This window comes from Bacillus sp. FSL R5-0820 (assembly GCF_038593385.1).
Classification (GTDB): domain Bacteria; phylum Bacillota; class Bacilli; order Bacillales; family Bacillaceae; genus Bacillus; species Bacillus altitudinis.
Map to the genome: position 1 here is coordinate 2,042,401 of NZ_CP151991.1, position 24,456 is coordinate 2,066,856.

At 41.5% G+C, this 24,456-nt stretch carries 28 protein-coding genes; 1 reads left to right on the forward strand and 27 read right to left on the reverse strand.

All coding sequences use genetic code 11. The annotated features are described in order from the left end of the window. Window positions 1-8 precede the first annotated feature (8 nt). From trpA to NST15_RS10495, 25 genes are all read right to left on the reverse strand, one after another. Entirely contained in the window at window positions 9-812 is an 804-nt protein-coding gene (gene trpA, locus NST15_RS10375; protein WP_050827340.1) for a tryptophan synthase subunit alpha, read from the reverse strand. Beyond that, window positions 809-2,008, reverse strand: a complete 1,200-nt coding sequence (trpB, locus tag NST15_RS10380) for a tryptophan synthase subunit beta (RefSeq protein WP_007500937.1) — start codon at window positions 2,006-2,008, stop codon at window positions 809-811. The genes trpA and trpB overlap by 4 nt, the downstream gene beginning before the upstream one ends. Continuing rightward, window positions 1,989-2,657, reverse strand: a complete 669-nt coding sequence (locus NST15_RS10385; protein ID WP_050827342.1) for a phosphoribosylanthranilate isomerase — start codon at window positions 2,655-2,657, stop codon at window positions 1,989-1,991. Before NST15_RS10385 ends, trpB begins: the two co-directional genes overlap by 20 nt. Further along, entirely contained in the window at window positions 2,654-3,406 is a 753-nt protein-coding gene (gene trpC, locus NST15_RS10390; protein ID WP_024718509.1) for an indole-3-glycerol phosphate synthase TrpC, read from the reverse strand. The genes NST15_RS10385 and trpC overlap by 4 nt, the downstream gene beginning before the upstream one ends. Beyond that, window positions 3,399-4,421, reverse strand: coding sequence for an anthranilate phosphoribosyltransferase (gene trpD, locus NST15_RS10395; RefSeq protein WP_035702918.1), 1,023 nt, complete (start codon window positions 4,419-4,421; stop codon window positions 3,399-3,401). Before trpD ends, trpC begins: the two co-directional genes overlap by 8 nt. Continuing rightward, a complete protein-coding gene (trpE, locus tag NST15_RS10400) occupies window positions 4,393-5,940 on the reverse strand; it encodes an anthranilate synthase component I (RefSeq protein ID WP_035702915.1) in 1,548 nt (515 codons plus the stop codon). The genes trpD and trpE overlap by 29 nt, the downstream gene beginning before the upstream one ends. A 232-nt stretch (window positions 5,941-6,172) precedes the next feature. Continuing rightward, window positions 6,173-6,556 (reverse strand): chorismate mutase, encoded by a 384-nt coding sequence (aroH, locus tag NST15_RS10405; RefSeq protein ID WP_035702913.1) that lies wholly within the window; start codon window positions 6,554-6,556, stop codon window positions 6,173-6,175. Next, on the reverse strand, window positions 6,553-7,644 hold the full coding sequence (aroB, locus tag NST15_RS10410; RefSeq protein WP_035702911.1) for a 3-dehydroquinate synthase: 1,092 nt from the start codon (window positions 7,642-7,644) through the stop codon (window positions 6,553-6,555). The genes aroH and aroB overlap by 4 nt, the downstream gene beginning before the upstream one ends. Beyond that, on the reverse strand, window positions 7,644-8,816 hold the full coding sequence (gene aroC / locus NST15_RS10415) for a chorismate synthase (protein ID WP_007500947.1): 1,173 nt from the start codon (window positions 8,814-8,816) through the stop codon (window positions 7,644-7,646). Before aroC ends, aroB begins: the two co-directional genes overlap by 1 nt. A 76-nt stretch (window positions 8,817-8,892) precedes the next feature. After that, complete coding sequence (locus tag NST15_RS10420) at window positions 8,893-9,669, reverse strand: protein-glutamate O-methyltransferase CheR (protein WP_008344547.1); 777 nt, start codon at window positions 9,667-9,669, stop codon at window positions 8,893-8,895. A 144-nt stretch (window positions 9,670-9,813) separates the two neighbouring features. Further along, window positions 9,814-10,260, reverse strand: coding sequence for a nucleoside-diphosphate kinase (gene ndk, locus NST15_RS10425; RefSeq protein ID WP_003216015.1), 447 nt, complete (start codon window positions 10,258-10,260; stop codon window positions 9,814-9,816). Window positions 10,261-10,390: 130 nt separating this feature from the next. Beyond that, entirely contained in the window at window positions 10,391-11,353 is a 963-nt protein-coding gene (hepT, locus tag NST15_RS10430) for a heptaprenyl diphosphate synthase component II (protein WP_007500951.1), read from the reverse strand. Between the two features lie 24 nt (window positions 11,354-11,377). Further along, the gene (locus NST15_RS10435) at window positions 11,378-12,082 is read right to left on the reverse strand and encodes a demethylmenaquinone methyltransferase (protein ID WP_007500957.1); all 705 of its coding nucleotides are present in this window, start codon (window positions 12,080-12,082) and stop codon (window positions 11,378-11,380) included. Window positions 12,083-12,085: 3 nt separating this feature from the next. After that, window positions 12,086-12,853, reverse strand: coding sequence for a heptaprenyl diphosphate synthase component 1 (locus tag NST15_RS10440; RefSeq protein ID WP_024718505.1), 768 nt, complete (start codon window positions 12,851-12,853; stop codon window positions 12,086-12,088). Between the two features lie 115 nt (window positions 12,854-12,968). Further along, a complete protein-coding gene (mtrB, locus tag NST15_RS10445; protein ID WP_008344541.1) occupies window positions 12,969-13,199 on the reverse strand; it encodes a trp RNA-binding attenuation protein MtrB in 231 nt (76 codons plus the stop codon). A 23-nt stretch (window positions 13,200-13,222) separates the two neighbouring features. Next, the gene (gene folE, locus NST15_RS10450) at window positions 13,223-13,792 is read right to left on the reverse strand and encodes a GTP cyclohydrolase I FolE (RefSeq protein WP_003215789.1); all 570 of its coding nucleotides are present in this window, start codon (window positions 13,790-13,792) and stop codon (window positions 13,223-13,225) included. Window positions 13,793-13,982: 190 nt separating this feature from the next. Continuing rightward, entirely contained in the window at window positions 13,983-14,261 is a 279-nt protein-coding gene (gene hbs, locus NST15_RS10455; RefSeq protein ID WP_003215863.1) for a non-specific DNA-binding protein Hbs, read from the reverse strand. A 374-nt stretch (window positions 14,262-14,635) separates the two neighbouring features. Continuing rightward, entirely contained in the window at window positions 14,636-16,114 is a 1,479-nt protein-coding gene (spoIVA, locus tag NST15_RS10460; RefSeq protein ID WP_008344534.1) for a stage IV sporulation protein A, read from the reverse strand. 205 nt (window positions 16,115-16,319) lie between these two features. After that, entirely contained in the window at window positions 16,320-17,045 is a 726-nt protein-coding gene (locus NST15_RS10465) for a hypothetical protein (protein ID WP_007500961.1), read from the reverse strand. Between the two features lie 18 nt (window positions 17,046-17,063). After that, complete coding sequence (locus NST15_RS10470; protein WP_008344530.1) at window positions 17,064-17,267, reverse strand: DUF2768 domain-containing protein; 204 nt, start codon at window positions 17,265-17,267, stop codon at window positions 17,064-17,066. A 266-nt stretch (window positions 17,268-17,533) separates the two neighbouring features. Continuing rightward, window positions 17,534-18,571 carry an NAD(P)H-dependent glycerol-3-phosphate dehydrogenase gene (locus NST15_RS10475; protein ID WP_025207551.1) on the reverse strand — a complete coding sequence of 346 codons (1,038 nt, stop codon included), beginning with the start codon at window positions 18,569-18,571 and terminating at the stop codon, window positions 17,534-17,536. A 14-nt stretch (window positions 18,572-18,585) separates the two neighbouring features. Beyond that, the gene (der, locus tag NST15_RS10480) at window positions 18,586-19,896 is read right to left on the reverse strand and encodes a ribosome biogenesis GTPase Der (protein WP_008344528.1); all 1,311 of its coding nucleotides are present in this window, start codon (window positions 19,894-19,896) and stop codon (window positions 18,586-18,588) included. 159 nt (window positions 19,897-20,055) lie between these two features. Next, a complete protein-coding gene (locus NST15_RS10485; protein WP_008344527.1) occupies window positions 20,056-20,250 on the reverse strand; it encodes a hypothetical protein in 195 nt (64 codons plus the stop codon). A gap of 6 nt (window positions 20,251-20,256) precedes the next feature. After that, a complete protein-coding gene (locus NST15_RS10490) occupies window positions 20,257-21,141 on the reverse strand; it encodes a YIEGIA family protein (protein ID WP_007500964.1) in 885 nt (294 codons plus the stop codon). Next, window positions 21,138-21,740 (reverse strand): hypothetical protein, encoded by a 603-nt coding sequence (locus NST15_RS10495; RefSeq protein WP_342498527.1) that lies wholly within the window; start codon window positions 21,738-21,740, stop codon window positions 21,138-21,140. The genes NST15_RS10490 and NST15_RS10495 overlap by 4 nt, the downstream gene beginning before the upstream one ends. 118 nt (window positions 21,741-21,858) lie before the next feature. Here NST15_RS10495 and NST15_RS10500 point away from each other — a divergent pair, with 118 nt between their 5' ends. After that, the gene (locus NST15_RS10500) at window positions 21,859-21,990 is read left to right on the forward strand and encodes a YpzI family protein (protein ID WP_008344525.1); all 132 of its coding nucleotides are present in this window, start codon (window positions 21,859-21,861) and stop codon (window positions 21,988-21,990) included. Window positions 21,991-22,163: 173 nt separating this feature from the next. On the opposite strand, the gene fni is transcribed toward NST15_RS10500, so the two are convergent. Then, window positions 22,164-23,231 carry a type 2 isopentenyl-diphosphate Delta-isomerase gene (gene fni, locus NST15_RS10505; RefSeq protein ID WP_268359013.1) on the reverse strand — a complete coding sequence of 356 codons (1,068 nt, stop codon included), beginning with the start codon at window positions 23,229-23,231 and terminating at the stop codon, window positions 22,164-22,166. 14 nt (window positions 23,232-23,245) lie between these two features. Next, window positions 23,246-24,397, reverse strand: coding sequence for a 30S ribosomal protein S1 (gene rpsA, locus NST15_RS10510; protein ID WP_008344519.1), 1,152 nt, complete (start codon window positions 24,395-24,397; stop codon window positions 23,246-23,248). Between the last annotated feature and the right edge of the window lie 59 nt (window positions 24,398-24,456).

The following is a 24,456-nucleotide window of genomic DNA, read 5'->3' on the forward strand; positions in this document are numbered from 1 at the left end:
GTTTCACCTCATTTGAATGAATAGAGGGGACTAAATGTTTTTGCATATGTTTCAAATTCTCTTAAAGCCTCTTGGCGTGTATCACTCGCTACTAATTGTTCTTGAAGCTCTTCAATTTTTTTGACAAGTGCACTGCCGACAACGACACCATCACTAATTTTATTCATTGAGTCTACTTGTTCTCTTGTTGAAATACCAAAACCTACAGCAACTGGTATTTGACTCAGCTGTTTCACTTGTTGAATAAAATCTGTAATCGATGCGTCGAAAGATTGTCTGACACCTGTGACGCCGAGAGATGAAACACAATACACAAAACCTTCTGCCTGCTCTACAATTTTTTCTAATCGTTCCTTGCTTGTTGGTGCAACGAGTGATATATATGAAATGTCGTGTGCTTGACAGTTCTTCTGTAGCTCGCTGCTCTCTTCAAAAGGCAAGTCGGGTGTTAAGAGTCCCGAAATATGATTTTTGCGCAGTAAAGCGAAAAAGTATTCTGTGTCTAATTGTAACACAGGATTATAATACGTAAATAGAATTACAGGAATTTTTACGCCGTTTTTTTTCATCTTTCCTGCTAATTCTATCGCTTTTACGATATTCATACCATGATGAAGTGCTCTTTTAGAAGCTCTTTGAATGACAGGGCCGTCCGCTAACGGATCGGAATACGGCACACCTAGTTCAATCGCATGTGCCCCTGCTGCTTGAAGCGCGAGGGCTAAATCAATGGTGATCTCTTCTGATGGATCACCCGCTGTAATAAATGGAATAAATAATTTCTGACCTTGCTCTAATTGAAATGTGATCATTTTGTTTCACCCTCACTTTCAAGCACATTCATTAATGTATGCACGTCCTTATCTCCTCTGCCTGACAAGCAGACAAGAACAATGTCGTCTTCACTCATGTTCTGGCTCATCTCAAACGCTTTTGCTAAAGCATGTGCAGATTCGATCGCTGGCAGGATTCCTTCTTTTTCTGTGAGTAGCTTTAACGCATCTAGTGCTTCTTGATCTGTCGCACTCACATATTGAACCCGGCCGCTCGCATGCAAGTACGCATGCTCTGGCCCGATCCCCGGATAGTCTAATCCAGCTGAAATGGAATAGGGCTCAATAATTTGACCAAATTCGTCTTGGATCAAGTATGTCAAAGATCCATGTATGACACCTTTTGTCCCTTTCGTGATGGTTGCTGCATGAAGCGGAGTGTCGATTCCTTTCCCAGCAGCTTCTACACCAATGATATCGACCTCTTCATCTAAGAACGCCCGGTACATTCCTATCGCATTGCTTCCGCCGCCAACACAGGCAACGACTTTATGAGGAAGCTGCCCTTCCTTTTCAAGTATCTGTGCTTTTGCCTCATCTCCGATCATCCGCTGAAATTCACTGACGATTTGAGGATACGGATGAGGTCCAACGACTGAGCCGATCATATAAAAGTGGTCACTGCAATGCTGGACCCAATAGCGGATGGCTTCATTGGTTGCATCCTTTAATGTTCCATTCCCGCTAGTAACAGGTATGACTTCAGCGCCGAGCAGTTTCATTCGGAACACATTGAGTGATTGTCTTTCCACATCTTCTTTTCCCATAAATACAGTGCAGGATAAACCGAATTTTGCGGCCACTGTTGCAGCAGCTACACCGTGCTGACCTGCTCCTGTTTCGGCGATGATATTTGATTTCCCCATTTTTTTCGCTAGCAGTGCCTGCCCAAGCGCATTGTTAATTTTATGAGCGCCTGTATGGTTTAAATCTTCTCTTTTTAAATAGATTTTAGCACCGCCGAGATATGCCGATAATTGATCAGCGTATGTGAGTGCGGTTGGTCTGCCTGAATAGTTTTTCAAAAGCGATATATATTCCTTTTGAAAAGCAGGGTCTTCTTTTAATTCACGAAAAGCTTGTTCGATCTCTTCTAGTGGCTGCATGAGCGTTTCAGGAACGAATTTCCCTCCAAATTCTCCGTATCTGCCAATCTCATTTGGATATGCGTACATGGTTCAACATCCTTTCTTCGAGCACTTTCATCTTTGTACTGCTTTTCTTCCCGTTTTCTTCTATACCGCTTGAAAGGTCTATGGCGTCTGGACCAAAAGCAAGCAGATCTGTTATGGTGTCTGGCGTGATCCCGCCAGCAATGGCGCAAGTTTTTCCCAGTTGTTTTGCATGCTGAACATATGAAGGCACTGCCTCCCATGCAAAAGCTGTTCCAGAACCGCCTCTCATTCCTTTCACTTTCGCATCAATGAGAAAACCGTCGACACTTGGAGCGAATGCCGTCATATGTTCAAGTGTGTCGTTTACATCGGGCTCGTGATGGAACACTTTCCAAACGAGAGCCTTCGTTTGCTGTTTGATGTCATTTGCAACTTCTGGCGTCTCATCGCCATGGAGCTGCACAATATCTAAGGGGAGGTTGTTTGTGATCTCGCACACTTTTGGTGTTTTTTCATTCACAAATACGCCCACTATCTCTTTTTTGCATTTTACTTGTGACAGCCAGTGTTTCACTTGATCTGGATGAACTCGTCTTTTACTCGGGGCAAAAATAAAACCGATGGCATCCGCTTGTGATTGCGAGATGCATGCGACATCCTCTTGTGAGACAGCCCCGCAATATTTTAAATAAGGTTTCATCCTATTCATTCTCCGAACAATGCCTGAACGGCTTTCTCCTGTGATTGTTCCCTCATTAAAGATTCACCAACAAGAACGGCGTTTGCTCCGTGCTGTTTCACAAAGGTCAGATCATCAAATGTCTTTATGCCGCTTTCACTTACTAGTAATACGTCTTTTGGAACAAGTGGCGCGATCTCTTTTGTTTGTTCAACTGTTGTTGTAAACGTATTGAGATTCCGGTTGTTCACACCGATGATCTCAGGAGTGAATAGGTGTAAGATCTTTTCTAGTGTATGTGCTGCATGTACTTCAACGAGGACATCCAGTCCTTTTTCTTTCGCTTCTGTATAGAGCTCATACAGCTTTTGCGGCTCAAGCACCTCTCCAATTAATAAAATGGCATCTGCCCCTATCCGTTTCGATTCTTCTACTTGTATAGAGTCAATAATGAAATCTTTTCTTAGAATAGGACGTGTGATGTGTTCTTTAATAAGAGACAAATATTCGTTTTTCCCTTGGAAAAACGGTTCATCCGTTAAGACAGATAAACAATCTGCATTTGATGCTTCGTATGCTTTTGCTGTCTGTAAAGGATCAAAATGAGGCTGAATGATGCCTTTGGAAGGAGACGCTTTTTTCACCTCAGCAATCAGTCCGATCGAGCGGTGAGGATTCATAAGGGCTTCTTTAAATGATTGTCTTTCATAATGTCCTTCCTCAGGTAATTGCAAGGTTTGCACATGTTCTTTTTTACGGGCGATAATTTGATTAAGCATAGATCTCTTCCTCTTTCGTTTTTTGTTTTAGACGGGCTAATTGTTCTTTAGCTGATCCGTTTTTGATCGTTTCTAATGCTTTCATTGTTCCTGCCATCAGACTCTCTGCTTTTCCTGCCACATATAATGCGGCCCCAGCATTAAGCGCTGTAATATGAAGCGGTGCTCCACCCGCTTGATAATTCAATATATTCTGAATCAATTTGGCACTTTCTTCTGGTGATTGGACCTGAATGTCTGATAAATGCCCTTTTTCAAGTCCGAAGTCTTCTGGGTTTAACGTATATTCTGTCATGACACCTTTTTTGAGTTCAATGATGTATGAATTTGCTGTAATGGTTAATTCATCCAGCCCATCATCTCCGCAAACAAACAGGACATGTTCTGGCTCTAAAGGAGCAAGAGCTTTCGCCATGAGCTTTGCCTTTTCCTTTGCATACACACCAATGATTTGCTTTTTGGCCTGCATCGGGTGGCAAAGCGGTCCTAATAAGTTAAATACCGTCCGAAATCCGAGCTGCTTGCGTACGGCGGCTACTTGTTTCATAGAAGAATGATAGAGCGGTGCAAATAAAAAGCCCATGTTTTTCTGCTGTATTTGTCGTCTTGTTTCTTCAGGTGTGGATTGAATTTGAATACCAAGACATTCTAGCACGTCAGCACTCCCGCTTTTAGAGGAGACGGAACGATTTCCGTGCTTGGCGATTTTCGCCCCAGCAGCCGAAGCAACGATGGCAGCAGCTGTTGATATATTAAATGTTGATAAACCATCGCCTCCTGTCCCGCACGTATCAACGACATCAAGTGATCTTTCTAGTGGCGCTGCATGCTGCCTCATGGCTTTCACGAAGCCTGTCATTTCTTCGGCTGTTTCTCCTCGATGCGCTAAAATAGATAGACTAGCAGCGACTTCAGCATCTGTTAACGAGCCGCTCATCATATCATGCATCAGGCCATTCGCTTCTTTTTCTGATAGTTTTCCTCCATTAACAAGAGCTGATAGTCGTTGATTCATTTGGCATACTCTCCTTTTCTGAGAAAATATGTTCAGCAAGCTGAATGGCTTTTAGAAGTGCTCCTGCCTTATTGCACGTCTCTTCCCATTCGTTTTCTGGAACGGAATCAGCGACAATGCCGGCACCTGCTTGTATAGAAGCAGTCTGATGTTTGACGCTCATTGTGCGAATGGTAATACAGGAATCGATATTGCCGTCGAAACCAATATAGGCAATACAGCCGCCATACGTCTCTCTTGGCTCAGGCTCCATTTCGTTTAATAATTGCATCGCCCTAATTTTTGGGGCGCCTGTCAATGTGCCTGCTGGAAAAGCGGACATAAGCGCGTCTACTGGATGTGTATCCTGCTTCAGCTTCCCTGTCACAATAGAAATAATGTGCATGACGTGCGAAAAGTTCACGACTTTTGTAAAAGTTGGGACAGACACACTGCCATATTCTGCCACACGCCCCACATCATTTCGAGCCAGATCCACTAGCATGTAATGTTCTGCTTTTTCTTTTTCATCATCGAGCAGCTCTCTTGCTAGTGCATCATCTTCTTCTTTTGTCATTCCTCGTTTTCTTGTACCAGCAATTGGATGGATTTCTAAGTGACCGTTTTTCGCATGGATTAATCGTTCTGGCGAGCTTCCGACTAAGTCTCGATCTTTTAATTTCATAAAATACATATACGGTGATGGATTGACAATCCGAAGCACACGATACAATTCAAATGAGCTCACTGTCACTGGAATGTCAAAACGCTGAGAAAGTACACCCTGGAAGATATCACCCGCTCGAATGTACTCCTTGATTTTTTCGACATCCTTTAAAAATTTTGCTTTTTCATAGGTAGACGTCACCTGTTCAAACGAAGGGGGTTCATTCATATTCCCTGAGATAATCAGTTCTTTCATATCAATTTTTGTATGAAGCTGCTGTACCATCAGTTCAAGCTGCTTTTGATTTTCTCGATAAACCAGAATTTTTTCTTCGTCTGTTTCATGACCGTTCAGCTGCGTGTACTGAATAAAATGAACTTGGTTTGTTTCGTGATCAAATGCGATCATTGTTTGGCAAACAAATAATGTGCAATTATCTGTTGTTGATGCATTCGGATGCGGCTTGACAGACGGCTCAATGTTGGGAATGAGGTCGTAACTTAAGTACCCTACGGCTCCGCCAGTAAATGGGATATCAATTTCAGGTGTCTTGATTTGATATTGCTCTTTCATCCAGTCAAGCAACTCTTTCAGCTCCGCTTTTTGCATCACTGACTTTCCCGCAGCGTCACGAGCAATATAATGGTCTTGCTCGTCATGTAATGTTAAAAAAGGATGTAATCCGATAAAGGAATATCTCGACCAGCTAGAAGATTCGTCTTTGCTTTCTAGCAAATACACAATATCCTGTTTCAGTTTCTCGACAATTTGAATGGGTGAGAGCGTATCAACTGTAATGGTTTCAACAATCGGGATGGTTTTGTAAAACTGACTGTCTCTTAAAAATTGGGTAAGGTTTGATTGGGATTTCATAAGCACACTCCTTAAATGGAATTAAGGAGAATGAGGGGACATCTTGAGGATTTGTTTGAGTATACGAAATAAGCCTAAAAGAGGCTTCGCTCTTTTAGGCAGTATGATTAAATAGAAGTATCGTATCTCTGCTCAACTCTACTCATCTCAACTACCCTAGTCTCATTCTCATCTTCTCTAAGCTTGCAATGCCGTTCACACCTGTGTGTAAACTTCGGCTGTTCATATCGTATTATAATTCCTTGTTTTTTGTCAACTGTAAATCAGGCCGAAGCGTGACAGCCTCTTCCAAGTATACGTGCTGTATGTCTTCCTGCTTGACATCTGTCTGAACGGTCATTAAAACGCGAATGCACTTCTTTAGACCTCCATCAATGTCAAGCTCTTGCATACAAGTGACAGGCACATAGGTCCATCCTTCAAACTGCCTGAGTACTTTTGCTGGAAAAACGGAGTGAATATCTTGTGTAGCTGAAATCAAGATCTGCACGACACGCTCTGGATCTACTTGGTTTTTTGAAATGATCGCTTCTAGCAGCTGCTTCGTTTTGGTTAACACTTCTGTTTCAGTATCTTCTGTCACAGTTGTAGCCCCGCGTATCCCGCGAAACATCATAGACAGCCCTCCTCCCGTTTCCATTCTTCGAGCCAGTGATACAGCTCATCTTTTGTGAAAGATTGCAGGGTGACGTCTCCAACTTGTTTTAGCAAAACAAATTGAACACTCCCGCCTCTTGCCTTCTTATCACCAATCATGCGATCGACAAATGTTTTGGTTGAAATCGTTTGTGTGACTTGTACTGGGAACCCTAGTTCTTTCATCCACACTTTAAGTTTCTCACGATCTAGGCTGAGTCCTTGCTCTTTTTCACTGACATATAAAGCAAACTGCATGCCAATTGCAATGGCATCTCCATGCGTAATCGCACCGTATCCATACTCCGCTTCAATGGCATGCCCTAGTGTATGACCTAAATTCAAGTATGCCCGCACACCATGTTCTTTTTCATCTTCTTGAACAATGGATGCTTTCACTTGAATCCCTTGATAAAGCATATGTGCCAGTTCACCCTTTGATAATTCTGTCAACGAACGAATGGACATCAGTTCTGATAAAAAGACTTCACTTGAAATCAGTGCATGTTTTATCACCTCAGCAAAGCCTGATCTTAGCTCTATTGGTGAGAGTGTCTCTAGCATACTTGTATCATAGATGACAGCTGCCGGTTGATGAAACGCACCAATTAAATTTTTGCCGAGCGGATGATTGATTCCGGTTTTTCCGCCGACTGCACTATCATGTGCAAGCAGCGTGGTCGGTACTTGAATAAAATCAATGCCTCTCATATAAGTGGCAGCAGCAAAGCCAGCCAAGTCTCCAATCACCCCACCTCCTAATGCAATGATGCATGAGGAGCGGTCGAGTTGAAATTGGATGGCTTTCGTATGAATCTGCTCAAACTGTGCAAAAGATTTTGATTGTTCTCCGTTTGGCACCACTACTTTTTGTACAGACCATTTCTGTTTCAGTAATTGAACCATTTCATCTCCATAAAGGGCATCGACGGCTGAATCTGTCACGATGAAGAGCTTCGTGTAAGATCGCCCAGTGGAAGTAATCAAGTCTACGATATTTTGTCTAATCCCATCACCGATATATACAGGATAAGTGGCTGAAGACGTCTTCACTTCCAGTGTTTTCATTAAAACTCCCTCTGAAGCTGGCGCATTTTGTCGACATTTTCTTTAATGCGGTCAATTTGATCAAGACCAAACTGCTCAACCACTGCATTGGCGATTTCCCATGCAACGACTGCTTCTGCCACAACACTTGCGGCTGGAACAGCACAGCTGTCAGAACGCTCAATACTTGCAGAGAAAGGTTCTTTTGTTTCAATATCCACGCTTTGCAATGGTTTGTATAGAGTTGGGATTGGTTTCATAACCCCTCTTACGACGATTGGCATGCCAGTTGACATTCCGCCTTCAAGACCACCTAAGCGGTTTGTTTTTCTCGTATAGCCTTTTTCTTCATCCCAGATGATTTCATCATGAACTTCACTGCCATTTTTAGAAGCTGCCTCAAAGCCAATACCGAATTCAACACCTTTAAAAGCGTTGATACTCAGTACTGCGCCTGCAAGCTTGCTATCCAGTTTACGGTCATAGTGCACATAGCTGCCGACTCCAACTGGCATCCCTTCAACGATGACTTCGACAATACCACCAATTGAATCGCCGTTTTTCTTCGCTTCGTCAATGGCATCCATCATTTTTTGACCAGCTTCACTGTCATAGCAGCGAACAGGTGATTCTTCTGTTACTTTTTGCAAATCTTCAATAGATTCATAAGCGGTATGGGAAGCTTTTACTCCACCAATTTCAAGGACGTGACCAGCCACTTTGATTCCAAGGTGAGCCAAAATTTGTTTCGCTACTGCACCTGCTGCTACACGAACCGTTGTCTCGCGTGCTGATGAGCGCTCTAATACGTTTCTCATATCACGGTGACCATATTTAATCGCACCATTTAAATCCGCATGCCCTGGTCTTGGACGAGAGATTTGACGCTTCATTTCACTCTCTTCTTCTTCAGTAATTGGCTCTGCACCCATGACCTTTGTCCAGTGCTTCCAATCATTATTTTCAACAACAAGTGCAATAGGAGAACCTAATGTTTTCCCGTGGCGGACTCCACTTAACACTTTCGCTTGGTCTTTTTCAATCTGCATTCTTCTTCCGCGGCCATGACCTTTTTGTCTTCTAGCCAGTTCATAATTGATGTCATCCTGCTCTATGTAAAGTCCCGCTGGAACTCCTTCAATAATTGTGGTCAGTTGTGGACCATGTGATTCACCTGCTGTTAAGTACCTCATGACTTATTCTCCCTTCATCGCATTAACGCTTTTAAGTAAAACTATAATAACACACTTCCTACTAAAAAGTCAGCTACTACCCCTTCTTTTGATAAAAGAAAGTATCAGCAGAGGTTAATCCAAACTTTTCTGGGTGAAAAATTTGTTCTGTTGAACCAACAAATAATACGCCGTTTTGCTTTAAACTGCTGCTCATTTTTAAGTAAATTTCTTCTTTCGCCTCTTCTGTAAAGTAGATGAGAACATTTCGGCACACGATGAGATCCAGCTGTTTTTCATATGGATCTGCTAAAAGGTTGTGTTTCTTAAATTGAATGTGCTTTCGAATCTCATCCTTCACCGTGTAAAATGAAGAATCTTCTTTGGTGAAATATTTTTGCTTGATTTGATCTGGCACCTCTTGCAAAGATCGTTCATGATATCTTCCTTTTTGCGCAGATTGCAGGACTTTATCATCTATATCCGTTGCGATAATTTGGAAGTCCTTCACAAGCGGATGGCTTGATAGCAGCATTGAGAGTGTATACGGCTCTTCTCCAGTAGAGCAAGCTGCACTCCATATTTTTAGAGTGCCACTGTTTTTTGAAAGCAGCGGCAGGATTTTTTGATCAAGTACTTCCCAGCGCTGATAGTTTCGGTAAAATTCTGACACATTGATCGTCATTCGATCCATCGTTTCATCTAATAGCGCTTTGTCCTTTTCAAGAGCAGACGCAAATGCCTCAAAATCTTTATATCCTTTTTTATCATAAAGGGATGTTAATCTTCGTTTCATTTGTGCTTCTTTATATAAGTTCAGATCTACCCCAGTTAGTTTTTTCCATTTTCCAACAAATACTTGATACTGATCCATCAATGTCCTCTCCTGTCTCATCTATCTTTGTCCTAGTATAGCTGTTTTTATCATAAATTTGTATCATCTCATGCGAAAATTCGTATAGAAATCTCAATATAAAAAAGCCAAAGTGATCATTTGATGAACACTTTGGCTTGAACATTAATAAATCCAGCTTGAGATCGTTTGATCCCAGTTTGTCAGTTCTTCTTGTTTGAAGAACAGGTTGATTTCTCTTTCGGCACTTTCTGGTGAGTCTGAGCCATGGATAATGTTTTTGCCAACAGTTAATCCATAGTCGCCTCTTATTGTTCCCGGAAGCGCTTCCTTCGGATTTGTCTTTCCAATTATCTGCCTTGTTACGTCTACGACTTGTTCACCTTGCCATACCATCGCAAATACAGGTCCTGACGTAATAAAGTCAACCAATTCACCGAAAAATGGTTTTTCTTTATGCTCTCCGTAATGTGTTTCTGCTACTTCTTTTGGAATGCTCATGAGCTTTGCTCCAACAAGCTGAAGCCCCTTTTTTTCGAATCTTGACACAATTTCACCGATTAATTGTCTTTCCACACCATCAGGCTTGACCATAAGAAATGTTTTGTCCATATACGTTCTCCACCCCGTCGTTATGTATGTATAGGCTTACATTGTTACAAAGTGATCGTATCATTTTTTTTTATAATAATCAATTTTTGACAAAAAAATTTCACAAAAAAACCAACCAACGAAACGTTGATCAGAATTTTCGTTTACCAATATATTTTGCAATCGACGCTAATGAAGATTTAGCCCGCCCGCGCGGAAGTTGATCGAGCTGTTCAAATGCTTTTTTCAAATACATTTCACTCACTCGAATGGAACGGTCGATCGCATCTGTTTGTTTGAGATGTTCAATCACAGGTTTCAGCTGCTTTTCCGTCGTTTCACTATTGATCAGCTTCAACTGACCTTCTAACGTCGGGTTCTGAAGCGCATATAAAACGGGAAGAGTGACATTTCCTTGTAAAAGGTCCCCGCCAACAGGTTTACCTAATTCTTCTTCAGTTGATGTAAAATCAAGGACATCATCAATGATCTGGTACGACATACCAACATAGTACCCAAACCAGTAAAGGGCTTTATGTGTTTTTTCATCTGTTCCAGCTGCAATCGCACCTAATTGGCAGCTACCTGCAATAAGCAAGGCTGTTTTTCGTTTAATTCTTCTTAAATATGTACGAAGGTTTTGGTCCATGTTGTATTTATCTTTGACTTGTTCTATTTCCCCAAGACAGAGCTCGACGACCATTTTTGACAAAATTTCATGTGCCATTGGGTGATTGATTTTCGTCATGTACTCGAGTGACCTTGCAAATAAGTAATCCCCCGTGTACATCGCAATTCTGTTGTCCCATTTTGCTTTAATCGTCGGTTTTCCTCTTCTCAGTTCTGCATCATCAATGACATCGTCATGGACAAGTGATGCCATATGAATTAATTCAAGCGCTACGGCTACATATTTAATTTTATTAATATCATAGTCACCAAACATGCCTGAAAGGAGAACAAAAACGGGGCGGATTCGTTTTCCGCCCGCTTGCAGCAAATGAAGACCGGCTTCACTTAATAATGCATAATCAGAGCGAACGGTTTGTTCAAGCTCTTTTTCAATTATATCGATATCATGATTTAGAAAAGAAATCATTGCTTTTAGTTTCATTATTTTCACCCAAATATCGTTTATTCAAAGCTTCTTTCCGATATGTGTTGCTGCTACACCGCCTGTAAATGGATGATACGAGACATCAGACAGACCAGCCTCTTCAAAAAGAGACGCCAGTTCTTTCATGCCAGGGAACGTTTTGGCTGATTCTTGAAGCCATGAATACTCCTGATAGCTTTTGGCAAACAGCTTGCCAAAGAGCGGCATGATGTATTTGAAATAGACATAATACCCTTGTTTAAACCCAATCATCTCAGGCTGTGATGTTTCAAGGCAGACAACCATTCCACCGGGTTTTACCACTCGCGTCATTTCCTTTAGCACTGTTAAGTAATCAGGGACATTTCGAAGTCCAAAACCGATTGTGACATAATCAAATGAGTTGTCCTCAAAAGGAAGCTCCATTGCGTTGCCGTGGAGCAGCTCAATTTGATTGTAGCCGCCTGTTTTCACCTTCGTTTCGCCAACACTCAGCATATTTTTACTGAAGTCAAGACCTTTGACCTCGCCAGTTTCTCCAACAGCGTCTGCAAGCGCAATCGTCCAATCGGCAGTTCCACAGCATACATCTAGTGCTTTGGCTCCTTTTTGAACATTCATGAGCTTCATTGTTTTATCGCGCCATTTTTTATGCTGTTTAAAGCTAATGACAGAGTTCATTTGGTCATAGTTTTTATAAATTTTTTCAAATACACCGTGTACTCGCTGTTCTTTTGATTGCTGCATGACTTACCCTTCTTCCACTTTCTGATGGTACGCAGGTTCATTTTTCATATGATCCAAGCGATTTAATAGCTCTTTTTGAACGATCGGAGATGAAACTAGATGCTCCTTGATTGATCGTTTGGCCTTTTCATAGCCTTCACTTTCAAAGTTGTCAAAACATGTATAGGCGTCCGTATAGCTATCGTTCAAAAAAAGTTTTAAATGTTTGTCGTCTTCTGCTTGTTTCATAAAACGTTTATAAACAAGGAAGCGACTTGCAATTTCATTCCAATGCGTCAATTGAAAGTGCTCAGAAATTCTTTGGAATAGCGCAGATTCTACTGTAGCAACACTTTTATAAAAGTGGGCTGCATCTTGAATGGATCGATCATATAGTCTAATTTTATGTTCATTAATCTCTTTGATCGCCGTGGCGAGAGTACGGATCATGTAAATATCTTTCATGTCAGAGAGAAGAGAGTAATAGAGACCGCTGAAATAGTCTCCTGCTAGGATGGTCAACTGACGATTTTTGAACTCGTCTTGTTTGATGGCTGCAGCAGTTGTGACTTCGTCATGGGTATCAAGGGCAATTTGCACAAGCATCGCCGTTAAAATATAATTTTCTTTTTTCTCAGCATCGATTTGAGCTTCATCAAACATTGCATGAAAAAGAAGGAGCTTATCTTCATCGATGAGCGGTGCACGCAAATGCTTCGCCAAATAAGGATGAGAAAGCTTTTTGTTTAATTTTATATTCAGATTAGATAAAATTCCGTAGATGTCTTGCAAAGATATCACCCTTGTCCCAAAAATTACAGTTTCATATGTAGCTCTCTACATTGTATAGAGATTTATTATACCATATCAGGCCTGACTTTCATGCTATCAAGTGCATAGTCGAGCGTTATTTCTTTGCTTCGCTTTGAATTTCACCGAAGCTTGTTTGAATGACAGCATCGCCCCGCACTTTGATGGCTGATGTGTGCTCAGTAAATTGCGCGATAATGACTTCACCTTTATCGAGCTTTTCGGAATGGTGAAATCTTGTATCGGAACCTCTAGTTAAGCCGATCACATTGACACCATTATCAATGGCTTTAATCACCACAAAATCAGATGCTTTATTTTCACTCAATCTGTTCACCTTCCATCTATGGATTAGTCGTTTTTAATAAATGAAAGCACTTCTGCTCTTGCTGCCGCATCATTTGCAAATGTACCGCGTACGGCTGAAGTGACTGTTTTAGCGCCGGGCTTCTTCACTCCGCGCATCGTCATACACATATGCTCTGCTTCAACGACAATCATCACACCATGTGGATTTAAAGTTTCCACCATGCTATCTGCAATCGTTGATGTAATGCGCTCCTGAAGCTGCGGGCGCTTTGCCACGGCTTCTACTGCTCTTGCCAGCTTGCTGAGTCCCGTTACTTTTCCGCCGCGCGGAATATAAGCGACATGGGCTTTGCCATAGAATGGCACAAGATGGTGTTCACACATTGAATGAAAAGCAATATCTTTGACAAGAACGAGTTCTTCATGATCTTCACCAAAAATGGTTTTAAAATGTTCTTTTGGATCTTCATTTAATCCCGAGAACACTTCTTCATACATTTTTGCTACTCGTTTTGGGGTATCAAGAAGTCCTTCACGATCTGGATCTTCTCCGATTGCTTTTAATATATCGCGTACTGCGTGTTCGATTAATTCTTTATTTATTTCACTCATGTATTATATCCTCCAAAGGCGATTACATTTCATTCAGATTCTAGCACACTTCAGATCCTAAAAGCAAAGGAGAGCGTTCTAAACAAACCATTTGATTCAAAAGGAAAAGCCCCTTATCAAAGGGGCTTTTCTAGACCAGTGTGAAACTGTATATGTATAACTCCTTCAATAGGATCATTACACATAACGATTATTTACCTGCCACCGCGTCTTTAAGTGCTTTACCTGGTTTGAAAGCAGGTACTTTGCTTGCAGGGATTTCGATCTCTGCACCAGTTTGTGGGTTACGTCCTTTACGAGCTGAACGCTCACGTACTTCAAAGTTACCAAAACCAATAAGTTGGATTTTGTCACCATTTTTAAGTGCATCTAAAATTGTATCAAAAACAGAATCAACTGCTTTTGTCGCGTCTTTTTTAGATAACTCGCTTGCTTCAGCAACCGCGTTAATAAGTTCTGTCTTGTTCATGCCTTTCACCTCCTCCCAAAAATATGCATTCAATAGATTGTTATCATTTCTTCACAATTCATCTTCTTTCTATACACTTTTTTTGAAAAAAAGAGCGTCTAGAAAGCGTCATACATGGCTTTTCATTAGAAAACTTCTCTTTGAAGGAATGTTTGTCCAACAAAGTGAAGATTTTCTGTAAGTAGATTAACACATATGAAATACCATATCAAGCATTTTAAAGGGAAGAATCCTTATTCGTCAAGGATTAAGGGCACTTTTGCGAACGAATATTCCTAATTTCAGCCTGAATCTGACTAATCTTTATACAATTGTCTTTTTATGACTTAACCCGCACGCAAAAAAAGACCCCCATCAATGAGAGGTCTCACATCCTATAGAATAATCGCGATCAGACCGCCTGATCCTTCGTTAATAATTCGTTCAAGCGTTTCCTTTAGTTTATACCTTGCATTTTCCGGCATCAGCGAGAGTTTTGCTTGAATGCCTTCTCTGACAAGCGAGCTGAGTGAGCGTCCAAATATATCGGAATTCCAGATCGAAAGCGGATCATCTTCAAAGTCTTGCATTAAGTATCGGACGAGCTCTTCACTTTGTTTTTCTGTTCCGATAATCGGCGCAAACTCACTTTCTACATCTACCTTAATCATATGAATAGATGGCGCGACTGCTTTTAATCTGACGCCGAATCTTGATCCTTGCCTAATGATTTCCGGCTCATCTAAACTCATATCTGACAAAGCTGGTGCCGCAATTCCATAACCAGTCTGCTTCACCATTTTTAAAGCGTCAGACACTTGATCATACTCCGTTTTCGCATGTGCAAAATCTTGCATGAGCTCAAGAAGGTGATCTTTGCCCCTAATTTCCACACCAACCACTTCTTTTAGGATATGATCATATAGATCATCCGGCGCATACAGATCAATTTCTGCGATCCCCTGACCCATTTCAATGCCTGCTAAGCCCGCTCTTTCGATAAAATCGAATTCACTGAACTGACCTACCACTCGGTCAACATCTCTTAATCTCTTAATATCCTTGACGGTTTCTTTCACTGAATCCTGATAACTCTCTCTTAGCCAATGATCTTCTTTTAGTACCATGACCCAGCTTGGCAGGTTCACATTCACCTCAAGCACTGGGAATTCATATAATGCTTCACGAAGTACACTGAGGACGTCTTGTTCTCTCATACTTTCGACACTCATCGCGAGTACAGGAATATCATATTTTTGACTAAGCTCCTGCCGCAGTGCTTCTGTTTCAGGGTGATAAGGTCTCACAGAGTTGATCACCATAATAAACGGCTTTCCAACTTCTTTGAGTTCGTCAATGACACGTTCTTCTGATTCAATATAGTCATGTCTTGGGATTTCTCCAATTGATCCATCTGTTGTAATCACAACACCAATGGTTGAATGCTCTTGAATGACCTTGCGTGTACCAATTTCCGCTGCTTCATGAAACGGGATTGGTTCTTCATACCACGGCGTATTAATCATTCTCGGACCATTTTCATCTTCATAGCCGCGTGCACCAGGCACGGTGTAGCCTACACAATCGACAAGCCTAATGTTGACATCCAGACCGTCGCTCACGTGAATGGATGCCGCTTGATTTGGCACAAATTTTGGCTCTGTGGTCATAATGGTTTTTCCTGCTGCGCTTTGCGGCAATTCATCCTGTGCTCTTGCACGGTCTGCCTCATTATTGATATTCGGGAGCACCACGAGCTCCATAAACTTTTTAATAAACGTAGATTTCCCTGTACGAACAGCTCCAACGACTCCTAAATATATATCGCCTCCTGTTCGTTCAGCGATATCCTTGAAAATATCAACTTTTTCCAAGTGATCCCCTCCCGGACTTGCTATCCTCGTTTTCAAATAAAATACTCTATACTTCAATCAAACGGTGCTTGAAAGGTGTCAGGACAATATATGTGTATGACGTTGTCCTATTTGAATATGACACCTTTTTTGTTTTGAGAGTATGTTTAGCCATAAAAAAACCTTTCTCCTCATTTATATGCAGAGGAGAAAGGTTCATTCTTGTTTATGACGTCTTTTTTTCTAAAAAAGCCGGCTCACCTTTTTTGTTGATCGTATATGGAACAGAAAACGCTGGTACAAACGGGGTTTCCTGCCAATAGACATCTTGAATATTTTCACCTGGTTTCAGCTTTTGTTTCGTATTTTTCAAAATCTGGGCAAAATCACTGCGATAGTCAACATAGATTTCGCCATTTGAGGAAATCAGTAATGGAAGTGATTCACCCGTAACAGGGCTCGTCACTGTAGGCGGTGCTTTTAACCCTAGTTTTTTTTCATTTAACGTATATAAATCTTTGGATACTACTTTGCCATATGGCGGATATGTATGTTCATCTTGATATATTTTGATTCTCAGACGCAATTCACTGATCGTTTGTGTCATTTTGACATCAAGCAGTTTCACCGTTGGATTTTGTTCGACGTCTGTGAGGACATAGATATATTCGCCCCCGCCTTCAAAAGATGTCGACGGTACATCGTGTAAATATCTTGGTGACAGACGCTTAAAGTCAATGACATACTTCTGATAAATCGGTGTGTCGCCTTCTTTTGTTTCAATGGGCAAAAGGCCATTTGTCGCTTTTTGAAAATCTTCAATCGCTGTCTGCACACTTTGCAGCTGCTCTTTATATGGCACGCGGTTTTCAGCTTTGCGATTCTCTGGATAGAGGCACCCCGTAAGTAAAATAAGTGTTAACAGCATGACACTGATTTTTGCTTTGATCATCATATTCTTCCTTTTTCTTTATTCATTGACCGGCCCACTAAATACAACTAAAAACACAATGATACCTGATATGAGCATCAAGCTGTACGCAACAGTCGAAGCTGTTATTTTCAGAAATCGACTCTTCAGCTTAAATCTACTCAGATAAATGGTTACAACGGCTAAAAACATGAGCCCCATTGAACCAAGCGCAAACCACATCTTGATTAAAGCAAAACTCATCGTGCCTGTCCCCCTTTAATACAAACGAATTGTAAGCGTTTATATTTCATTCTAAACCAAAATTAAGTCAAATATCAATCATTTTTCCAATCATTCAGAAAAAAGTGCATAAAAAAACTGAAGCAAAGAGGGGGACTCTGCTTCAGCCATTAGGTCGACTATTTTTCCTCATTCTGTAGAGGCAAAGCTCTATTCAAACTTCATTGTTATGTTATGCAAGTCTGCCCCTTCTTGCATCCTCTACACGCCTAAGTTCAGTCTTCCAATTACTTTGTTTGGTTTTCGAACATGTTCACAAGGTCTTCCATCTCATGTGTTTTCACACGTGCCATTAAGGATTCTACAGCATCGTCTACCTTTTTCCCTTCAAATAGGACGCCGTAAAGAGCCTCTGTAATCGGCATGCTGACCTTGTATTCTTTGGAGAGCTGATAAGCGCCTTTTGTTGTGCGGACGCCTTCGACAACCATCCCCATTTTTTCAAGCACTTCTTCGAGCTTATATCCTTTACCGAGTAAATTCCCGCAGCGCCAGTTACGTGAATGAACACTTGTACATGTGACAATCAAATCTCCAACACCTGTTAATCCGGCAAACGTAAGAGGGTTTCCTCCCATTTTTGTGCCGAGGCGGGCGATTTCAGCAAGACCCCTTGTGATGAGCGCTGCTTTCGCATTATCGCCATATCCGAGTCCGTCTGTGATCCCTGCCGCAAGAGCGATGATGTTTTTCAGCGCCCCGCCAATTTCCACCCCAATCACATCAGGGTTTGTGTACACTCTGAAGTTGTTGTTCATAAACAAATCTTGAACAAATTGAGCCGCTTCAATATGTTCTGATGAAACTGTAACAGTTGTCGGATGACGCAAGCCAACTTCTTCAGCATGACTTGGTCCTGACAGGACAACAACTGCTTCTCTTTTTGCTTCTGGGACTTCTTGTTCAATCATTTGAGAAATTCTAAGAAGTGTGTCTGGTTCAATCCCTTTACTGACATGAACAAATGGCACCTTTGACGAAACAAACTCATTTGCCTGCTTCAATACTTCTCGAATGGCCTTTGTTGGCACAGCGACAATAATCGCATCTGTCCCTTCTAGTGCCTGTTTCATATCTGTTGTCGCTTGAATAGACGCTGGCAATGCAACATTAGGCAAGTAATCATGATTTTCATGTTTCTCATTGATTTGATCAATTAATTCTTGTCTATGTCCCCACATGTGTACATCATGATGATTATCAGCTAATACAAGCGCAAGAGCTGTTCCCCAGCTCCCTGCTCCAAGTACTGAAATTTTCTTCATCCTGCTCACCCTTTTTATTTTCTCGCTCTCGCAAATATTTTAATTGGTGTTCCTTCAAAACCAAATGCATCTCGAATTCGGTTTTCTAGGAAACGCTCATAAGAAAAGTGCATAAGTTCTGGATCATTTACAAACACAACAAAGGACGGCGGTTTGATCGCCACTTGTGTTGCATAGTAAATTTTCAGACGCTGTCCGTTATGGGTCGGCGTTGGGTTCATTGCTACGGCATCCATGATAATATCGTTTAGAATGTTCGTTTGAACGCGCATCGCATGATTTTCACTAGCGGTAATGATTGTTGGCATTAACGTGTGAATTCTCTTTTTCGTAAGAGCAGACATGAATAAGACAGGTGCATAATCAAGGAATTGAAAATGCTCACGAATGTTTTGCTCAAATTCCTTCATTGTACGCTCGTCTTTTTCAACAGCATCCCACTTGTTCACAATGATCACAACGGCTTTACCCGCTTCGTGTGCGTAGCCGGCAATACGTTTATCCTGTTCAATAATGCCTTCTTCACCATCAAGAACAACAGCGACAACATCCGATCGATCAATGGCTTTCAACGCACGGAGTACACTGTATTTCTCTGTTGTTTCATATACTTTCCCTTTTTTCCTCATACCGGCTGTGTCAACAATGACAAAGTCACGTTGGTTGTACGTAAACATTGTATCTACAGCATCTCTTGTCGTACCAGCGATGTTGCTGACAATGACACGTTCTTCACCGAGCATCGCATTCACCAAAGAGGATTTCCCTACATTTGGGCGGCCGATTAAGCAGAACTGTACCACTTCTTCATCATACTGTGTATCTGGTAAGTTTTTGAAATGCTCTGCGACAGCATCAAGCAGATCACCTAGACCGAGTCCGTGCGTTCCAGAAATCGGATACGGTTCGCCAAATCCAAGTGCATAAAAGTCATACACGTCGCTTCTCATTTCAGGGTTGTCCAATTTATTGACAGCAAGTACGACAGGTTTTTTCGTGCGATATAAAATTTTTGCGACTTCTTCATCCGCAGATGTGACGCCATCTCTTCCATTGACCATAAAGATAATAACATCCGCTTCATCCATTGCGATTTCAGCCTGATGGCGAATTTGCGCCAAAAACGGCTCATCTCCAATATCAATTCCACCAGTATCTATTAAATTAAAGTCATAATTTAACCATTCAGCAGAGCTATAGATTCGATCTCTTGTTACACCAGGTGTGTCTTCTACAATCGATATTCTTTCGCCTGCGATTCGATTAAAAATTGTAGATTTTCCAACGTTGGGCCTTCCAACAATGGCTACGACAGGTTTACCCATAGTACCCTTCCTTTCAATCCAGCCGCGATTCAATATGTTCATCATCATGTTTCAACCGGGATTTATAATTTTCATTCAGTTTTATGAAATAAACCCTTCAAACATGAAGGGTTCAACTTATATATTATATCAATTTTTAATCAGACCACAATGAATAACTTAAAAATGTTTGACAATCAAATAAAGATCTTCTCCAATGCCGTGTGCAATTCCATCTAAAATGGCCTCTAAATTCATGGCATACATGTCGAGCTCTTCTTTATTTTCACAGAAAAAAACGGCTGTTCCGCCAATGACCCGCTCTTTATTTGTTGTCGCCACAGCCAATATAAATTGTTCAATGGTGTTCGCCATGCCCTATTACCTCACTTTCTTTTTAATGAAATCTGTCGGCATTCTAATGGCATTTTCTAAAATAGGCACCTCTTCTAATACACGGACAGCCAAATCTTCACGCTGCCATTGCGGTAAAATGAATACGCCAAGTGTGCCATTATTCAGATCACGTTTTGCGAGCGGACAAAGCGATGGTTCACCAGAATCTCGGTATACACCAAGCACGTTGGATAAATCAAATAAGATGGCTTGCCGCTGCCCAAGGTTTGCGATGGTTGTGGCCGAGTTAAAATTCTTTGGAGTCAAGATGAACCCCATTCCGTGCTCTAAAATCAATTTTTGCTTTTCAGGCAGCCCGATATTCATAATGTAAATATCATTTACGTAAAGTCCTGCGCCGTCAAAGCGAAGTTCCCCTTTTTGAATATTCACGATATCCTTTAATTGGCTCCCTGACATTAATAGTTTTGCCATGAAAAAACAAAGAATACCGACCACTGTCCCAACGACGAGCGAGAAGAAAATACAGGCGGTCGTTGTAATAAGGGCAGTAAGAATGGCAATATAATTTCGACTTTCAAAGGCAATCGCAATGCCTTCGATATATGTACTGCCTCGTGAGACAAGCTCATACGAATCCATTTGGGTCAATGTATTTCTTTCCATATTACGCACATCACGAAATTGCGTGGCTGCAAGCGTCAGAAAGGTAATAGCAGTGAATTCTTCCTGGATCAGTGCAGGCATAATAATAGCACCAAGCCCTGATGCGATAAAACCAAGCGCAATGTGAATCACTTGTCCATGAATATATGTGGGATATTGCCGATAATCAGTTCTTAGCATATAAAGCCTAGCCGCCATCCCAAAGATGACACCAATAATCACAGGAAACGTGTAATCCGTCATGTTGATTTTGCAGCCCCTTTTACTGGTTTTCTAGATGAACGGGTGTTCAAGAGTTTTTCAAGCTGACCTACACCTAATAGAAAAACAGCTCCTTGAACAGCCATGGAAAGAAACGAGAGATCTCCTATGACAATGGAAGATGTGAGGCGATGAATCGTAAGCACATAAAGGGCTTCCCCCAGACATATAGCCATCATCCATAAAGTGATCCGTTCCGTTAACTGATGCCCATATGTTAAACACATCAAGATCAGCAAGGCAAATACAACCCAGTCCACCTTTATTATCGTGAACCAAACTGGATCATATAATGCAAAAATCATAAAAAAGGCATACGCACTGACCATGGAACCTAATTGCATGATTCGCATGATTCGATGAGCAGGCCGAAAGATCACGAATGACATGCAAGCATATAAAAAGGTCATCAAAAATCCTGCATTGATCCTAATGTCTAAAATAGAAACCATGACATGACTGCATATAATATGAATGAGAACACATACGCCCAGCACATTGCGCCATGTGCTTTTCTCCATGATAAATGTCACCATAATCCAAACGAACCATATTGACCAATAATAGTACAATGCCTCCAACCCTCATCACCTCAATTACATTATGGGAAAATCTCCAGTTTTTAAACGTATGAGAAGGTGCGGGATTTGCATGAAATAAACAAGAGGTGACACCCTAATAGTTGAGGAGGGATGTATAATGGGTAAGGATAGACAGGAAAAACGCCTAAAGGCGTCAAGAAGAGTTGAATCTGACCGCGATCAATCCATTCATCACAAAGGGGCAACAACTTTAGAAGGCCCGGAAGACGCTCGCAAAAGAAATCAATAAAAAAGACATGTGATTACCACATGTCTCAGCGTGCAAACAAACCCTCGCATTCAGTGTCAGTCCTGCGCATTGGTGTTCACGAATGTCAAATTCGCTCCGCAAAAAGTAGCTGTCTTTCATAGACAAAAAAGTTTTCTTTCACGCTGAAAAGAAGACAAAGGGCTAAATTTCATTTAGTCCTTTGTCTTCTTATTTCTTAAACTATAGTACGTAGTATCCACGTCTCTTTCTTTCAGCCAATGACTTGTTTCCCCTGTAAGCACAATTGGAGCTTGCCGTAGCTCCTCAATTGTCTTCATGCCAAGTACTGTCATCAACATCTTCACATCATCTTGTAGATCAATGATATCAGAGATGAGGCCCTTTTCTCCTCCACTCGTCAGGGATTTTAAGAAAAAGCCGGCTAATCCAGCGGCAGACGCACCAAGAGCAATTGATTTTGTTACATCAAGTGCATCTTGAATGCCTCCAGAAGCTAGGACGGTTTGATCTGGAAAGGCTGTATGTACTTCAGCCAGACTCGCTGCAGTTGGAATTCCCCACTGGTCAAAATAGCGAAGTGCTTTTTGACGGCGCAGGTTCTCGATTTTAGAAAAATTCGTTCCCCCAAATCCACCTACATCAACAGCAGCAACTCCAGCATCAAATAATTTCTTTGCTGTTTCCTTACTCATCCCAAATCCAACTTCTTTGACGACAACAGGTACCTCAATTGATTCAGTGATGGCTGCGATCCGCTCAACAGCACCTCTGAAATCACGATCTCCTTCAGGCATGACGATCTCTTGAATCACGTTTAAGTGAATTTGAAGCATGTTTGCTTCCAGCATGTCAACGGCATCCCGTGCTTGCTGAATTGTCGCCTCACTACCCAAATTGGCAAAAACGAGTCCATCTGGATTCACCTTTCGAACCACTTCATACGTACGACGTTCGTCTGCATCTTTCAGTGCAGCCATCTGTGATCCGACTGCTACTGGAATATTGGTTTCCTTCGCTGCGATAGATAAAGAGCGATTAATCTCATAGGTCGATTCTCCGCCTCCACCAGTCATTGCATTGATAAAAATTGGCGAACCGAAAGTCAGTCCGCCAATTGTCGTATGTGTATCAATTTGTGATGTCGCAAGATCTGGTAAACTGGCGTGAACGAAGGAAACATCTTGTAAACCTGTTGCAGCATGCTGGCCAGTCGACAAAGCATGCTCAATATGCTGTTTCTTTCTTTCTGCTCGCGTCAATTTTGATCACCAAATTATTTTAGTTTATTGAGTTTATCACCAATCAGGTCACCAAGCTGGAATCCACTTGTATTTTCTTCTTTCGCCTGATATTGACGGTAATCCTCTTCGATTTGTTTTTCAGGATTCTCTTCTAATTCACGAATGCTAAGTGAAATGCGCTCTTCATCTTCATTGACATCAAGCACTTTCACTTTCACAGTCTGCCCTTCTTCAAGGACTTCTTGAGGAGTACCGATATGTTTGTGTGAAATTTGGGAAATATGCACAAGTCCTTCTACACCTGGCAGAATTTCAACAAATGCTCCAAAGCTCACAAGACGTTGAACGGTTCCTTCAAGAACATCACCTTGTTTTACCTTTTCACCAATTTGGCTCCAAGGTCCTGGTAATGTTTCTTTAATAGATAGTGAGATACGTTCGTTATCGCGGTCAACAGCAAGAACTTTGACTTTTACTTCCTGTCCTTCTTCAACAACGTCAGATGGCTTTTCGACATGCGCATGGGATAGTTGAGAAATGTGAACTAATCCATCAATGCCGCCAATGTCAACAAATGCACCAAAGTCAGTCAGACGCTGCACTTTTCCATCAATCACACTGCCTACTGCAAGCTTTTGCAGGAAGTCTTGCTTCTTGTCTAATTGTTCTTGCTCAACGACTGCACGATGCGATAGAATCACGCGGTTTTTTTCGCGGTCAAGCTCTACCACAACAAGCGAGAGTGTTTTTCCTTTGTAGTCAGTGAAGTCTTCTACATAGTGTGCCTCAACAAGAGACGCAGGAATAAATCCGCGAACACCAATGTCGACCACTAGACCACCTTTGACAACGTCTTTTACTTCTGCTTCAAATACTTCTTTTGTTTCAAACTTTTTCTCTAGGTCTTCCCAAGCGCGGTCTGCATCAACAGCACGTTTCGATAAAATCAAAGCATCGTCTTCGACCTTTGTTACTTTAAGCTCTAACTCGTCGCCATCTTTCACGACATCTGATGCTTTTTCAACGTGAAGACTTGATAATTCACTGATTGGGATGATCCCAGGTTGTTTCACATTGACGATATCTACATTGACATGCTTGTCCTCAACTTTAGAAACAATCCCTTTCACTACATCTCCAACCTCTGGTACCTGAACATCGATTTGATTCATTTCCTCTGTCATTTCGATAACCTCCTTGGTCCAAACCTACACAGCTTAGTTAAAACGACTGGGTGAATATG

Excerpts from the sequence above, each read along its gene's own strand:
- hepT (WP_007500951.1), bottom strand. The coding sequence starts at position 11,353 with ATGAAACTAAAAGCAATGATTTCTTTTCTAAATCATGATATCGATATA.
- aroC (WP_007500947.1), bottom strand. The coding sequence starts at position 8,816 with ATGAGGTACTTAACAGCAGGTGAATCACATGGTCCACAACTGACCACA.
- aroH (WP_035702913.1), bottom strand. The coding sequence starts at position 6,556 with ATGATGTTTCGCGGGATACGCGGGGCTACAACTGTGACAGAAGATACT.
- rpsA (WP_008344519.1), bottom strand. The coding sequence starts at position 24,397 with ATGACAGAGGAAATGAATCAAATCGATGTTCAGGTACCAGAGGTTGGA.
- NST15_RS10385 (WP_050827342.1), bottom strand. The coding sequence starts at position 2,657 with ATGAATAGGATGAAACCTTATTTAAAATATTGCGGGGCTGTCTCACAA.
- NST15_RS10465 (WP_007500961.1), bottom strand. The coding sequence starts at position 17,045 with ATGATCAAAGCAAAAATCAGTGTCATGCTGTTAACACTTATTTTACTT.
- trpD (WP_035702918.1), bottom strand. The coding sequence starts at position 4,421 with ATGAATCAACGACTATCAGCTCTTGTTAATGGAGGAAAACTATCAGAA.
- NST15_RS10435 (WP_007500957.1), bottom strand. The coding sequence starts at position 12,082 with ATGCAGCAATCAAAAGAACAGCGAGTACACGGTGTATTTGAAAAAATT.
- trpB (WP_007500937.1), bottom strand. The coding sequence starts at position 2,008 with ATGTACGCATATCCAAATGAGATTGGCAGATACGGAGAATTTGGAGGG.
- der (WP_008344528.1), bottom strand. The coding sequence starts at position 19,896 with ATGGGTAAACCTGTCGTAGCCATTGTTGGAAGGCCCAACGTTGGAAAA.
- folE (WP_003215789.1), bottom strand. The coding sequence starts at position 13,792 with ATGAGTGAAATAAATAAAGAATTAATCGAACACGCAGTACGCGATATA.
- ndk (WP_003216015.1), bottom strand. The coding sequence starts at position 10,260 with ATGGACAAAACATTTCTTATGGTCAAGCCTGATGGTGTGGAAAGACAA.
- aroB (WP_035702911.1), bottom strand. The coding sequence starts at position 7,644 with ATGAAAACACTGGAAGTGAAGACGTCTTCAGCCACTTATCCTGTATAT.
- trpE (WP_035702915.1), bottom strand. The coding sequence starts at position 5,940 with ATGAAATCCCAATCAAACCTTACCCAATTTTTAAGAGACAGTCAGTTT.
- NST15_RS10470 (WP_008344530.1), bottom strand. The coding sequence starts at position 17,267 with ATGAGTTTTGCTTTAATCAAGATGTGGTTTGCGCTTGGTTCAATGGGG.
- NST15_RS10490 (WP_007500964.1), bottom strand. The coding sequence starts at position 21,141 with ATGACGGATTACACGTTTCCTGTGATTATTGGTGTCATCTTTGGGATG.
- trpC (WP_024718509.1), bottom strand. The coding sequence starts at position 3,406 with ATGCTTAATCAAATTATCGCCCGTAAAAAAGAACATGTGCAAACCTTG.
- NST15_RS10420 (WP_008344547.1), bottom strand. The coding sequence starts at position 9,669 with ATGGATCAGTATCAAGTATTTGTTGGAAAATGGAAAAAACTAACTGGG.
- hbs (WP_003215863.1), bottom strand. The coding sequence starts at position 14,261 with ATGAACAAGACAGAACTTATTAACGCGGTTGCTGAAGCAAGCGAGTTA.
- NST15_RS10500 (WP_008344525.1), top strand. The coding sequence starts at position 21,859 with ATGGGTAAGGATAGACAGGAAAAACGCCTAAAGGCGTCAAGAAGAGTT.
- trpA (WP_050827340.1), bottom strand. The coding sequence starts at position 812 with ATGATCACATTTCAATTAGAGCAAGGTCAGAAATTATTTATTCCATTT.
- NST15_RS10485 (WP_008344527.1), bottom strand. The coding sequence starts at position 20,250 with ATGGCGAACACCATTGAACAATTTATATTGGCTGTGGCGACAACAAAT.
- NST15_RS10475 (WP_025207551.1), bottom strand. The coding sequence starts at position 18,571 with ATGAAGAAAATTTCAGTACTTGGAGCAGGGAGCTGGGGAACAGCTCTT.